Annotated in this window: 8 protein-coding genes; all 8 read left to right on the plus strand. The window is 47.6% G+C overall.

Features of this window, described 5'->3' with window-relative positions:
- Nucleotides 1-300 precede the first annotated feature (300 nt).
- The gene (locus IM700_RS21950; RefSeq protein WP_239484132.1) at nt 301-2,817 is read left to right on the plus strand and encodes a hypothetical protein; all 2,517 of its coding nucleotides are present in this window, start codon (nt 301-303) and stop codon (nt 2,815-2,817) included.
- A gap of 96 nt (nt 2,818-2,913) precedes the next feature.
- Nucleotides 2,914-3,423 carry a hypothetical protein gene (locus IM700_RS21955; RefSeq protein ID WP_193417130.1) on the plus strand — a complete coding sequence of 170 codons (510 nt, stop codon included), beginning with the start codon at nt 2,914-2,916 and terminating at the stop codon, nt 3,421-3,423.
- A gap of 115 nt (nt 3,424-3,538) precedes the next feature.
- The gene (locus IM700_RS21960; RefSeq protein WP_193417131.1) at nt 3,539-3,808 is read left to right on the plus strand and encodes an alpha/beta-type small acid-soluble spore protein; all 270 of its coding nucleotides are present in this window, start codon (nt 3,539-3,541) and stop codon (nt 3,806-3,808) included.
- A gap of 362 nt (nt 3,809-4,170) precedes the next feature.
- The gene (gene metK / locus IM700_RS21965) at nt 4,171-5,373 is read left to right on the plus strand and encodes a methionine adenosyltransferase (protein WP_193417132.1); all 1,203 of its coding nucleotides are present in this window, start codon (nt 4,171-4,173) and stop codon (nt 5,371-5,373) included.
- 197 nt (nt 5,374-5,570) lie between these two features.
- Entirely contained in the window at nt 5,571-9,599 is a 4,029-nt protein-coding gene (locus IM700_RS21970) for an Ig-like domain-containing protein (protein ID WP_239484133.1), read from the plus strand.
- A gap of 310 nt (nt 9,600-9,909) precedes the next feature.
- Nucleotides 9,910-12,696 (plus strand): stalk domain-containing protein, encoded by a 2,787-nt coding sequence (locus IM700_RS21975; RefSeq protein WP_239484135.1) that lies wholly within the window; start codon nt 9,910-9,912, stop codon nt 12,694-12,696.
- A gap of 47 nt (nt 12,697-12,743) precedes the next feature.
- The gene (locus tag IM700_RS21980; protein WP_193417134.1) at nt 12,744-13,916 is read left to right on the plus strand and encodes a sensor histidine kinase; all 1,173 of its coding nucleotides are present in this window, start codon (nt 12,744-12,746) and stop codon (nt 13,914-13,916) included.
- Nucleotides 13,909-14,637, plus strand: coding sequence for a response regulator (locus IM700_RS21985; RefSeq protein ID WP_059041692.1), 729 nt, complete (start codon nt 13,909-13,911; stop codon nt 14,635-14,637). The genes IM700_RS21980 and IM700_RS21985 overlap by 8 nt, the downstream gene beginning before the upstream one ends.
- The last annotated feature ends 361 nt before the right edge of the window (nt 14,638-14,998 follow it).

Raw genomic sequence — 14,998 nt, forward strand, 5'->3', positions numbered from 1 at the left:
TCTTATCAAGAAAGCAGGGATCCGATATGGATCCCTGCTTTTTTAGTTTTAGTTGGTATGTTGTAAGTTATGTTTATGGATTAGTATGAGAGCTACTAATGATCCTGGAATTTCAGTTGGAAATAAACCTAATAATACTTAATATATAATAAAATCCAGCCTATAGTTAATATATGCTAAATCATTTTAAGCGCGGAAATGTATCAAAGTTAAGTACATAATTTATAATGTAATTTGAAACATTTGTACCTCCAATACGTTAATAAAGTAAGAGAACTTTTCTGCATGGGAGGAAATCAATTGAAAAAGTTACCGATTACAGCTGCTGCACTTGGAGTGACCATGTTGCTGGCAAGTGCTCAAGGTGTCACGGCGGCTAGTAGTAGCAATACAAAGTTAAATACATCCAAGACAACAACACAGCAGACTAAAACAGTGGTTCATACTTTGGCTAATTTAGCTCCTGTAAAAATTACGGCAAAGAGCATGGTTAAACTAACAGATATAAATATTCTTTCCCAAGATGAAGGAAGTATACTTACTTATACTTTGACAATAACAAATGGCGATAGCAAATCCTTGGACTTACTTGATTACTGGTCCAAGGTGAAGACAACAAGTGGCACAATTTATAGTACCTCGTTGATGTCAAAGGACAAAGGCAAAAAGACTTTATCAGCGGGCTCTTCGACAACCTTAACTTATGTGGCTAAGGTAGCAAAAAACGTAAAACCTAGTAATTTGATATTCCAAGTAATTAAGTGGGATTTTAGCCAGGCAAACTATGAGAGTCTAAAAGGACAATTCAAAATACCAGCTACATACTTGACCTCTACTCCAGAAAATCAATCGAAAACACTTAAAGTCTTTAATACTCCAGTTAAGATTCTAGTTAATCAATTTGCAGCTTACTCTTCTGGGGATTATAACTATGTAAATATAGGCCTGAATTTAACTAACATCGGATATAACATTTTTGAAGACCCGAAATTGAAATTTGTTATAAAAACCGCCAACGGAGCAAGTTATCCAATGTCTGCAGACCCGTCTAGCGTCGAATATAAAATTCAACCCCAAGATAATAAAACACTAAACTTGATGGCTGCTGTTCCCAAGAGTATGAAACTGGAGAAACTAGAGCTACAACTAGTTCAAGATGATGAAACCACAAAACTAAGTTTACCAATAGCAACTATGAAACTTCCGGATGTACAGAATAAGTCACTGGCCGTCGAACCTAATGTGGAGAAGTTTGTCCCACTTGGAAGCGGAAAAATAGCAGTAAGCGTTAGAGGAGCTACAGTTCTTGAGAGTTTTAATGAACACGATTTGTCCATGAGATTGATGCTCAGAAATACCAGCGGTACTACGGTAACTATCCCCAAATATACTTTTGAAGTTCAAACCGCTGATGGCTACCGGTTGCCGATCTCTTCTCAAATTGCGGATAATTTGACATTACAACCCCTTGAAGAGAGAGTAATTAACTTATCAGTAACTATACCTGAAAATGTAAACTATCAGAAACCCCAATTGTTTATGAACTTACCAGCTGCAACAGATTCCAAGGAGAGCTTTAGCTATCCTGTTGGCATTTTTGATCTTCCAGAGTTGCAACCTGTACAGAATATGATAGGCCAGAAACAGTATGTAACCACGTCGAACGGAATTTTGAGCTTTACTCTGTCATCGATTCAAAGATTGCCATGGAGTGATGGGGATCTTGTATCTGCGAAGATAACGGTTCAGAATACTGGGTTTAAAACAATTATGCTTCCTTCATTAATTGGTGAGCTAAAGTTAGACTCCGCCAAACTAACCAGTGATACCAAACTGATTCAAACTCAAAGTGTTGGTCTACTTGGTGCTGGCATGTCATCTGAATTGTACGTTGTGACCAAAATCCCTAGTTACCTAGATTTCAGCCAGCTTCAAGTAACATTATCAGAAAAATTGTCCGATACAGTTAGTTCAGCCTGGGTACAGTTTGGGAATTCTGGCGGATTACCTGAGATTGAAACAATCGAGGTAGGGAAGTCATACAATATAGCTACATCAGGTCGACAGGAAGAAATAAAAATCAATCGTTCATTTGTATATACGGGTGTGTCCTCAAATTTAGTATATGCAGAGCTCGAAGTTAAAAATATGGAAGATCATCAAATTGATTTATCCCAGTTCATTGGAGCATTTAAAAGTGATACTGGACAGACTTATAAAGCTACCGTTAGCCAAATTGATACCTCGGCTGGACCTGAAGAGAAAAGTATCGTTGCTCTATGGGCTAAAATTCCAAAGACCTTATCTACAACTGATATGAAACTCGTTGTAGGAGAAGGAATAACTGATAATAAACTGACACCACTCAAAGGAGAACCTAATGGATATGTGAATGCTGCTGCATTTGCACTAACGATGTCGCCTCCATCTGCTAATAGTAGTTTGACCAGTCTTGGATTATTCCCATATACATTAAATGTGAAAAATGTGAAAGCGGCTTTGAACGGGTCGAGCTCCGTTAATGTAACCTTTGATTATGATCAAACCCGAAATATGGATTATGCGATTGGTGAATTTTCGCATAAGTATTTATTTGAATTAGTCGATACAACCGGACGTACATTCGAAAAAGAGTTTACACCTGAAACAGATCTAAAAGTAACAAGTGGTGGAAGTGCCAGCTTTAGTTTTTCTGATTTAGCCTTTGAGGGAAGAAAGATTGGAAATTACACTCTCAATGTCTACGATCTATTCCAAGGTCAAAAAGTGAAACTGGGTAGCCAAAACTTCTACTATGATACAAGCGAAGTCCACTAGACCGAAGCAAGCCCAAATCCCCTCCGGATTTGGGCTTGTTCCTTTCTACCAAAACCTCTATCATAGACTGTAACAGAGTCATAGAGGAGGAACATGATGAAGACAGGTTGGAAAGTAGTAACGGCCGTGGTATTGGTTGGCGGTAGTGTTTGGGCAGGCTCGCTACTGAGTATGCAAGCGGAAGGTGCGGGAACGACGCCAGGTACTGCGGATGATCCGGTAGTTACCAAAAGCTACGTGGATCAGGCGATCCAACAGGCGATTGGTGGCGGGGGAAGTTCGACTGCGCCAAGCACACCTTCTACTGGAGGTTCTGGGGGCAGCTCTAGCGAGGCTGGAGTTCAAATCGTGGATGTCAAACCAGGCAAGATTCTTGTTGCTGCTGCAGGGTCGGAGTTTATTGTTCGTTCCGGGAAAGCAGTTATTTATAGCGCTGACTCCAACGGGGTAGCGGATCTCACAGATGGGAAGGACATTACGAATGGAGGAGCTGTGGCGAACAACCATTTGTTGTCTTTTCCTAGAGAGGGCCGGGGGATTCAAGTACAGGATGGGGATACCCACAATCTAACGGTCATGGTGCGGGGCGGATATCAAATTAAATAGTCAGCTTGTGGATTGGCATGATTGGGCAGAGGAGACAAACATTCCTGAGCGTAGCGAAGGAAGAGGGATGCCATACTACCTCTTGAAACCAACTTATCAGGAGGTGTCTGGAATCATGGCAAGAAGCAATCGGAAGATCGTACCGGAGAGTCGTCAGGTGTTACAACAATGGAAATACGAAATCGCTGCTGAGTTTGGGTTGCCTGTAGGATATGGGGCAACAGGCGCAGCAGATACGGAATTCGCTGGAGAGCTTGGCGCTTTAGGTGGCGGGCAAAGCAGCGGCGGAAGCTGGGGACATCTGACATCCCGTGAAAACGGCTCCGTTGGCGGAGAAATCACTAAACGCTTGATCGCTCATGCCGAACGGAACTTTATTCTATAAGTGAAAAGTTCAAAAAGACAGGTTATCAGGACCGAGAAGGTTGGATGAAGTTAGGGACTGAGTAGCGGAGCGTAGACAGATCTACGTGAGCAACGCAAGGCCCGGCTGAATTCAAGATTCGACGTCGAATTTACTTCAAGTGCTCTGCTTCGTCATGATAAGATGACTTTTTGAACAACCATTATAAATTATTCCACAAAAGCCATGAATTATTTTGACATGACTTGGCAAATGCGATACTATTTCCTTTGAGGATGCTAATCCAACCTTTTCCGATTTGGGAAAGGTTCATTTTTTGCTTGGGCTTTATATTGTATTGGATAGACAGGCTGCAGCCATACTATCCATGGGAGGTTGAAATTATGTCCGTACAAGGGCGACACCTGTTTACTTCCGAATCCGTAACCGAAGGGCACCCGGATAAAATTTGCGACCAAATTTCGGATGCGGTGCTTGATGCTTTTTTGACGAATGACCCTTATGCTCGCGTTGCTTGTGAAGTATCAGTAGCCACGGGCTTGGTGCTCGTGATCGGGGAGATCAGTACGAAATCCGAGTATGTCGATATTCCAGCCATCGTGCGCAAGACGGTCAAGGAGATCGGTTATACGCGTGCTAAATATGGTTTTGATTTCAATACCTGCGCGGTACTTACTTCGTTAAACGAGCAGTCATCTGACATCGCGCAAGGCGTGAATGCCGCTCTGGAGCATCGGGATCCGGCTCAGGTCGATAAGGAAACCGAAAATATCGGGGCCGGCGACCAAGGCTTGATGTTCGGGTTTGCAACGAATGAAACGCCGGAACTGATGCCGCTTCCGATAGCTCTTTCCCACCGGATCGCACGCCGTTTGTCTGAAGTGCGCAAGGACGGAACGCTGGAGTATCTTCGTCCCGATGGCAAAACGCAGGTGACGATTGAATATGTTGACGGCAAGCCAAATCGAGTGGACACGATCGTCGTATCCACGCAGCATGCCGAAGAGATCAGTTTGGAGCAAATCCAAAAAGATATTAAGGAACAAGTGATCCTTCCCGTTGTTCCGGCCGAGTTGTTGGACGGGGATACGAAATATTTTATTAACCCAACGGGTCGGTTCGTGATTGGCGGGCCTCAGGGGGATGCCGGTTTGACTGGACGTAAAATCATCGTCGATACGTATGGTGGTTACGCCCGTCATGGCGGGGGTGCCTTCTCGGGTAAGGATCCGACAAAGGTGGACCGTTCCGCAGCTTATGCCGCTCGTTATGTAGCGAAGAACCTGGTTGCTGCCGGATTGGCCGACAAGGTGGAAATCCAGCTGGCGTACGCCATTGGGGTAGCGAATCCAGTTTCCATCAACGTGGATACGTATGGAACCGGTAAAGTATCGGAAGAGAAGCTGGTGGAACTCGTTCGCGAGAACTTCGACCTTCGCCCGGCGGGGATCATTCGTATGTTGGATTTACGCAGACCAATTTATCAGCAAACCGCTGCTTACGGACATTTTGGACGTACGGACATCGACCTTCCTTGGGAAAGAGTGGACAAGGCAGGGGCGTTGAAGGCGCAAGCGGGGTTGTAATTAATCAAATTAACCAACGGGTATCTATCTCCTAGTAGACAGATACCCGTTTTTGTTTGCCTCAGATTACGTAAAATTGTGGCTAAACTTGGGGACCTATTTTGCCGTTAATAGATATAGGTATGGGCGCATGAAGGCCTAGCGGCTACATTCATATACATAGCTCTCTTATTGCAAGAAAGGGGAAGATGACCAACATGAAGCGAACTAGCATAGGAAGAAGACTTTCGTTAGGAATTGTAATGGCTTTAATCATCAATTTGTTGTATGGGATGACTGGTGTAGAGGCCGCAGGAACATTTCAAGTGAGTTTAAAGCAACCACTTAACGGAGCGAAGGGCATATCAGTTGATACTAGCCAGATTCAGTTGGAATTTGGTAGGGAAGTGAAACTGGCAGGAGGAACAATTATTGTCAAGAAAGAGAACTCTACAGATTCAGCAGATGTCATTGTGACAAAGAATATCACAGCACAGGATTTTACAATCAACCGTTATGATATCGACTTACCGCTTGGGGGTCTACAACTTAATACCAAGTACCAAATCACGGGTGAGGCCGATATATTTGTCGATGCTAATGATTCATCTATGAAATCAGAGACTATAAATTTAGGTTTCACGACGATATCTCAAATCGGCAGTACGAATCCTAAGATCGATACTGCTACGGATTCTCTGCTTCCTGCTGCAGGAAGTACTATTAGTGGTTCCTCCACCTCCACTACATTAAGCGTTACTTTTGATAAACAAGTCATAAAAGGAACTGGAAATATTTATGTCAAGCGAGCTTCGACGAACCAATCGGTTACAACATTAGCCGTGGGACAGCCAGAAGTCGTTCTTAGCAACAATGACAAAACTGCTTCTTTTGTAACAAATAACTTGATGCGGGGAGAACGCTATTATGTACTGATGGACCCTGGAACATTTAAGGATGCCGACGATCATACTTTTGAGGGGATCAGCTTGGCTTCGAAGTGGTACTTCAATGTACAGGGGCCTGACGTGAAATGGGACGCGACAGCGCCGACGGTACCTGCTGCAGGCGCTACGGGAGTCGCTCCTACTGGCAGCATTCAGCTTAACTTCTCACGACCCGTATATCCGATAGCAGGAAAGATCCGGTTGGAGCTTAGTTCTACTGGAACGCTCGTCAAGGAATACGATGTGACCTCTGCTGAGGTTAGCGGCGGGGGAACGAATAAAGTATCCCTTGTTCTACCATCTCTATCCTACAATACAGGGTATGCGGTGAAAGTACCGGCTGGTGTATTTGAGGATAGTGATCACAAAGTAACTGAAGAAAAAAACTGGTCCTTTACGACAGGCAATTCTGCATCAACGACACTTGTTCCTAGTTTCTACCCTACGGATCGAAGTGCCAACAATGCGGTCACTGTTACTCCCGTGGTGACATTTAACAGAAATATCAGACTAAACAATATGAGTGGGGTCAGGTTATATAAACAAGGAACATCCAGTCCAATCGAGGCAGATGTCTATGTTTCATTAACTAATCCTAATCAGTTAATCATTGATCCGAAGAATAGCCTACAGGATAATTCAACTTATTATGTCGAAATAACTAACAACGCGATAACAGATTTGCTGACTGGGGCATATTATTCAGGCTTAAGTGGTACCTCGAGTTGGACATTCCAAACTCTAACGTTAGACAAAACCGCCCCCGTTTTGCAGAGTGCCACGATGTATAGTAATTCAGTGATTCGCTTGATGTATAACGAGACACTAGACTCCTCAATCAGCTTGCTTACCTCAAGCTTTACCGTTACAGTTAATGGAGAGGCTCGTCGATTAAGTAGTGTATATACATCAGGAGAAAGTGCCTATGTTACCTTAGAAACTGGCGTAGCTGTGGGACAAAAGGTGACTATTTCGTACAGTGGAAACAGCCTTAGGCCGATTCGGGACGTGGCGGGCAACTCAGTGGTATCCTTCACCAGTAAGGACGTAACGAACGGCATTGATTCAGTTCTTCCTAAGCCAAGAGATGGTTACGTGTCTGGGAGTACTTTGACCTTGTATTTTTCAGAGTCGTTGAAATCCGTCTCCAGTTATGCTTACCAACAATTCACAGTGACGGCAGATGGGTATTCCAAAGGAATTAACAGTATCTCGCAGAGTGGATCTACCGTTACGTTATATTTGTCCAGCTCCGTGTCCAACGGGGAGGTTATTAAAGTATCCTATTCACCGGGCTCTTACCCATTACAGGATACTCGCGGACAGAATATCTCTGCATTTAATGATTATTTCGTCCGGAATTACAGCGATAATAAATCACCTGAATTTACTAGTGTCGAAGGTTCTGGGAACAAGATCGTACTGACCTATAACGAAGCGTTAAGAACAACAAACATTCCATTAAAAAGTCAATTTTCCGTCCTGGTCAATAATTTGCCTGTTTACGTGACTAACGTTGAAGTAGTAGGAAACCAAGTACTTCTAACTTTAGCTTCCTCGTTCACACAGACACAAAATGTAACTTTGTCTTACGTTTCGGGTGTTGGCGGTACCGCTGATTTGAATGGTAATTTAGCAGGGTACATCGACAGGCAACCTGTCACCTATAGCCTCATTACAGAAGGGATCCGTTCGGGTATCGTACGCGGAGATACCATTACGGTCACATTCACTGAAACATTAACGAACGTAAGCAATCTGCCAACCAGTGAGTTTTTTGTCACCGTTGATCAAAAAGTCCAAGAAATCCAAAGTGCTTCGATCAGTGGAGATACGTTAACAATCAAGCTGAATTCGGTAGTTTCAGGGGGCCAGACCGTTAAGCTGTCTTACATGGCTGGTGCATCTCCACTATTAAATCAAACTGGTACTCGTATTAAGAATTTCAGTGAGATGCCATTACAAAATTTAACGGGTACAACATCTGGTTCAAACACCAATGTTGATGCGCCAAGTTTTCTAACTACCTTAAATGCGACTGAATATGGCATAAACGGGTATGTCATGGGATCAACTACTGCTACGATAACTGGCGGAAAATCTAAACAAGGGCAAGTCGTTAAGCAATACAACCTGGACAGTTCCAAAGTTGCGGATACGTTAAAATACTTCGGAAACAGCTATATAAACAACCGGTTAGCTGTTTTTGAAGTTCCTTCGACAGAGAAGGCAGCTCAGGTGGTCATTCCAATGGGTGGACTTATGGAGTTCTACAATAGCGGTAAAACCGGTTCTTTTGGCGTTCGATATGGAAATACATTATATGAACTCCCTGTAGAGAAAATTCCCTTCTCTGAAATAGCTCAATCTTTGAGAGTCAACTCGCCGAACAACGTCAATTTAATGATCCAACTCGAGCCAGTCTTGAGAAATCAATTGTTCAAAGTTTCATCGGGTAAAGTTACATTAACGCAGCTTATAGATCCGATACAAATCGATGTATCTGTCTTTTCCGGTTCATCGTCAATAAATTCTGTGGGTATCGAACCTGAGGGCCGCATCCATTTGAGATTAACAGGTCAGGCCTCCATTGCAAGCCAGGCTTCGATGATTAACTATGACTTGGGGACGAATACAGCATTGCACCTCCCTTCAACTGCAACTAGTAGTGGGACATCCTTGTTATTTGATGGTACTACTAAGGGGAATAGCCTGGTTGGACTAGCTATCGGTTACAGTAACTATGGAGATACTACTCGTCATTGGGCCAAGAACGATATTATCGAGTTGTCCAACAAGCTCATCGTCGAACCGAGATCCAATGCCGGCTCCAACTTCGAACCCGACAAGAGTATCACTCGCGCGGAATTCGCGGTGTTTATCGCGAAGGGGCTCGGCTTAGCCGGGGATGAGGCGAATGCCCGCCGCTTCCCGGACGTGTCGTCCGGAACGACGGCGGCATTCATTGGAGCGGCGGCGAAGGCCGGGATCATTAACGGGAACGCCGATGGCACGTTTAAGCCGAATAGCAACATCACGCGGGAGCAGATGGCGCTCATGATGGTGCGGGCGATGGAATACGCCGGGTACGATACGTCGATGAACGGTGCAAGTACGGCGACGTTAACGAAGTTCAAGGACGCGGCGAAGATCCAATCCAAGGACACGGTGGCCAAAGCTGTGAAGGAAGGTATCATCCAAGGCGTGACGACGAATACGTTCCAGCCGCAAGGCAATGCGACGCGCGCACAGGCTGCGGTCATGCTGAAGCGTGTATTGGATAAACTGAACTACATTTAATCCACAACTTTTCCCGGCACTGGGGTGCGAAACCTGGTGTCGGGATTTTTTTTGCACACAAGTTATCCACGAAATTCACATTATCCACAATGCATGACGTCTCCGATTGAGAGAAATGAAAAAAGTTATCCCTGTTTTCCACAGCTTTTATCCCCAGATTCCACATTATCCACAACGAGGACCTTCCGGAATTCAACGAATGGATACATTCCTTCAACAAAATTGCTATTTTTCGTAACTTTTCCGGCTAAAAGTAGTCTATTAATAAGAGGTTCCTAATAATAGAAGCATGTTAAAGAGGTATTTAAAGATGGGAGAGTTGTCTAACAAAATGGTAGTCAGAAGAGAGGAAACCGGAAGAAATCAAGCCGATACCGATGTGAATGTGGTCGTGCGTCAAAACACGAAATTGGCCCACCTGGTGGCAAAGAGCGGCAAAAGAATCGCCCTCGTCACGCTGGCGGGTTTGATATGGATTCAGCCTGTGATTGGCGTTGGGCCGATTGCAGGCCCGGCTTTAACCGCAGAAGCGGCAGCAAGCCAAACCGTTAAGCTTGGGGAAGAGATGATCACGTCCGGAGCCAAGCTCGTGAAATACGAGTACACGGTGACTCGGTCGGGCAAGCCAGTGAAAGTGCTGGCCGATGTGATCGAGGTGGATTTGGCGAACCCTTACGTCCAATTGGACGTGATGACTGGCAAAGGGGGACAAGTAACGACAAGACAAAGCGTGGAAGGCATGGCCAAAGAAACGGGCGCTGTCGCCGGCGTCAACGGCGATTTCTTTGCGACCGCCGGCCAGGGCGTCCCGATGGGGGCGGCCGTCACGAAAGGAACTGTGGTTACCAGCCCGGCGCAGCTGCAGGGGATGTATGCTTTTGCCGTGCGGAATGACGGGACTCCGATGATCGACCGTTTTGGCTTCAATGGCACGGTATTCGCTGAGGACGGCTCGACGTTCTCGCTCACCGGGATCAACCAGGAATCCTATATGACAGAACCGGACAAAGCCTACAGCCATGTCAATAATATGTTCATTTATACCAGCGCGTGGAAAGCGGAGGAACGACCGGCTGCCAGTGCGACAACGCCAACCGAGGTTCTGGTGCAAGGCGGCGTGGTTACGCAGATCTCCATCAAAGCGGCCATTCCGGGACCGGTGCCGGCGGATGGGTTTATTTTGCGTGCGCATGGTACGGCGGCCGATTATGTGGCTACGCACCTGCAGGTGGGTCAGCGCGTTGATGCGACCTATGAGCTGCGCTCCTTAACGGACGGGCAAACGGTGAATCCGGCAGACTTGAAAATGATGATCGGCGGACACACCCTGCTGGTCGACCAAGGTCAGGCATCGGCGTTTACCCGTTCGATTACATCTATTAGCGGCGGCAGCGCCGTCGCACGGACGGCGGTGGGTTATTCCAAGGACGGGAAAACCGCCTATATCATTACCGCGGAGAAAAACAGCAACAGCACCGGCCTCACCCTGAAGGAGCTACAGGGCTTCATGACGGGGATCGGCGTCTGGAAAGGGATGAACCTGGACGGCGGCGGCTCCACGACGATGGTCACGCGTCCGTTGGCGGAAACGTCGGCGCAGCTGACGTTTACGACGTCGAACGGATCGGCGGGGCAACGCGCGGTCGCCAACGGACTTGGCGTATTTACGAACGCTCCGCAGGGTACGCTGCTCGGCCTCAAAGTCAGCGGCGCTTCGACGCTGTTCATCGGCCAAACCGTACCTTACGCTTTGAAGGGATACGATACGTACTACAACCCGATCGATACGAGCGGCCTTCAAGCCTCCTGGCAAGCCAGCAACGGGAATTTGGTTTGGACCGAGGGCGGCTTTAAAGGCGTGAAAGCAGGGAGTACCAAAATCACAGCATCCAGCGGTCAAGCGAAAACTAGCATGGACGTGAAGGTGCTGGGGGGAACCGATCTGGAGAGCCTAACGGCGGGAACGACGTTCGCGCCGCTGCAAGCGGGTACCAGTGTCACGGTGGCCGTGACCGCGAAGCTCAAAGACGGACGCACCGTGGACGTTCCGGCGGAATCAGTGAAATGGGCGTTCAGCGGGATGAAAGCCAGCGTGCAAGGCGGCGTGTTGACCGTGCAGTCCGTCAACAACGGCGCGAAGTTCGCGTATGCGACGCCATCCTATGACGGCTTTACCGGAACTCCGGTCGTTCTGTCGGCTTCGACGGAAACGATCTGGGAAAGCTTCGAAAACATCGCTTACCCGATCTCCTTCACCGGCCTGCCGGCTGAAGCAACGGGAACAGTATCCATTGTGCAAGGGGATGGTGAGCGCGCGAATTCCAAAGTGCTGAAGCTCGATTACGACCTGACGGGCGGCAGCGGCAGTAAATTTGCTTACGCTCAAATCAACGGCACAAGCGGCAAAGCGATTCCGGACAACGCGACAACCCTGACGGTCGACGTGTTGGGAGATGCCAGCCTGAACTGGGTACGGGCGGAGTTGTCCGATGCCGATGGCAAGCCGGTTTACATCGACTTGGCTCGTCCGATGGACTTCACCGGTTGGAAGACGCTCACCGCCGATCTGACGGCAAGCAACATCAAGTTCCCGGCCAAGTTGAAGCGGCTGTATGTCGTCAACGTGGAGGAAGGGCAGGATGAACGTGCGCTGACGGGAAGTGTATCTTTTGACAACGTACGGTTCACGGCTCCTGCGGCCGGCGGCGGCAACTCCGACTTCCCGAGCGCAACAGCCGTGATGGTTCTTGGTCAGAAGTCGATGACGGTGAACGGGAAGAAGCAAGATCTAGAGGTTGCACCGCTGCTCAAAGACAACACGACGTACGTGCCGATCAAGTACGTGCTGGATGTGTTTGGCGGGAGCGCGGCTTGGAACGGCGCGGCCAAGAAAATCACCGTGACTCGCGGAGCCACGATTCTGGAGTTGACCGTCGGACAGAAAGCATTTTTGCTTAATGGGGTGTCTTCCAAAGCTGAGGTTTCTCCGATTATCGTTAACGGAAGGACTTTGGTCCCATTACGTTTGGTCTCCGAACAGCTTGGAATTGGCGTAAATTGGGAGAAGAAAACCAAATCCATTACCCTCGAATCATGATATGATTAGTCTGGGACTATTCGGACTAAGGAACGGAGAAGGATTGCGTGGATTTTCAAGCGGATGCCATAGATCGCGTTATTCATAATGCCGTAAATGTGTTAGAAAGCAGCAAGCTGCAGATCCTTGAGATACTTGATTCGGCCCGTAATGAGCTCAAAACGCTGAGCAACGAGCTGCAGAATGTCATGAAGGAAACAGCGGAAACGGTAGAGAAGGTCGACCAGCTCGAGGTGAACTACCGGAAATCTCGCATCCGGCTGACGGAAGTCAGCCGGGACTTCGTGCGTTACAATGAAGAGGACATCAAGCAAGCCTATGAAAAGGCAACCCAACTCCAGCTAGACCTGCTCATCTACCGCGAGAAGGAGATGTATCTGAAGGCCCGCCGCGACGAGCTGCAGAAGCGAGCGCGCAATGTGGAGAAATCGGTGGAGCGTGCCGAAACGATCAGTTCGCAGATGAGCGTCGTGCTGGAGTATTTTTCTGGCGAACTAGGACAAGTGACCCGGATTTTGGAATCGGCGAAGAATCGTCAGTTGATCGGATTGAAGATTATTTTGGCCCAGGAAGAAGAGCGAAAGCGCATTTCCCGGGAGATTCATGACGGTCCTGCCCAGCTTCTGGCGAATCTAGTGCTTAGGACGGAAATTGTAGAAAGAATGCTTGCTAAGCAGGAATTTAAGCTAGTGCAGGACGAAATAGTAGATTTGAAAGCGCAAGTTCGCTCGAGTCTGGAAGAGATGCGTAAGGTGATTTTTAACCTGCGACCAATGGCTTTGGATGATCTCGGATTGATACCGACGCTGCGCAAGTATGTGCATGATTATGAAGAAAAGACGAAAATTAGGGCAACCTTCGAAACCCGGGGCAAGGAGCACCGGATGTCCTCTCCAATGGAGGCGGCGGTTTTCCGGCTGGTCCAAGAAGCGTTAACGAATGCGGCGAAGCATGCTTTTCCGACCTATGTTGGCGTCGAAATTACGTACCAGGCGCAAATGATCCGCATCGTGGTGACGGACAACGGGCTGGGCTTCAAGGTGGAGCAATTGGAACAGAAGACGAAAGAGCATACGCACTTTGGTTTAATCGGCATGCGGGAGAGAGTGGAACTGCTCGAAGGCCGGATGGAAATCGAATCGGCCGCCAACTTGGGCACGAAAATCATCATTCATATCCCAACCAACTCAGATAAGAGAAAGGAGTACCAGGATGGATAGTCTTACTAGCGGAACCAGACAAGTGATTAAAGTTCTCTTGGCAGATGATCATCAGTTATTTCGTGAGGGTCTGAAGCGGATTTTGAATATGGAGGAAGATATCGAGGTCGTTGGCGAATGCGGGGACGGCACCCAGGTGCTGGAGAGCTGCTTGCAGCTTCATCCGGAAATCGTTCTGATGGATATTAACATGCCACTGCTCAATGGCGTGGATGCTACAGCCGAGCTGCGCGAGGCGCTGCCCGATGTGAAGGTCATTATTTTATCGATCCATGATGATGAAAGTTACGTGTTTGAAACGCTGCGCAAAGGCGCTACGGGTTACCTGCTGAAGGACATGGAGGCGGAATCCCTGATCAATGCGATTCGGACGGTAGCGGAGGGCAATGCGTTCATTCATCCGAAGGTAACGGGCAAATTGATTCAACAGCTTCGCCGGATGGAATACCTGAGCGAGACCGGAGCGATTGCGGAAGATACCGCGATCCGCGAAGCGGGCGTGAAATTCGTAGCCGGCGACGACAATCCGCTGACCCGTCGGGAAGCTGAGGTGCTTCGTTTGATGGCGGAAGGCCGCAGCAACAAGATGATTGGCGAGCACTTGTTCATAAGTGAGAAGACGGTGAAGAACCATGTCAGCAGCATTTTGCAAAAAATGGACGTGGACGATCGCACCCAAGCGGTTATTAATGCGATTAAGTTTGGCTGGGTCACCCTGTAACGAAGCAGCTTCAATATATTGTGCGTACCGTCCCGCGGCCGTGTCCGGAGTGCTTTGCGGGATCAGGATCAGAGGGCTTTTGCTGCCCGGGGTTACCATATTATTCATGATCTTGAAAAGTGAGGCGGGTGCCTCGTTGGCGCTTGAAACGCCTTACCCGGAAAACGGCACCAGCCAAATACATAGTTGACGGAACCCCGGCCCTTGCGCCGATGCGCCTTGACTTGGGGTTCCTTCCGTAGGAGCCCAGTAACCGACCTTTGTGCGGCGGCATATATTGTCGCTATAAGGGAGGGTTCAAAAAGACAGGTTTGGAGCACCGAAGCATAGGCTTCCGATGTGCGTTTTTTCAAAACGCTTT

It is taken from the genome of Paenibacillus rhizolycopersici (genome assembly GCF_014947195.2).
GTDB lineage: Bacteria > Bacillota > Bacilli > Paenibacillales > Paenibacillaceae > Fontibacillus > Fontibacillus rhizolycopersici.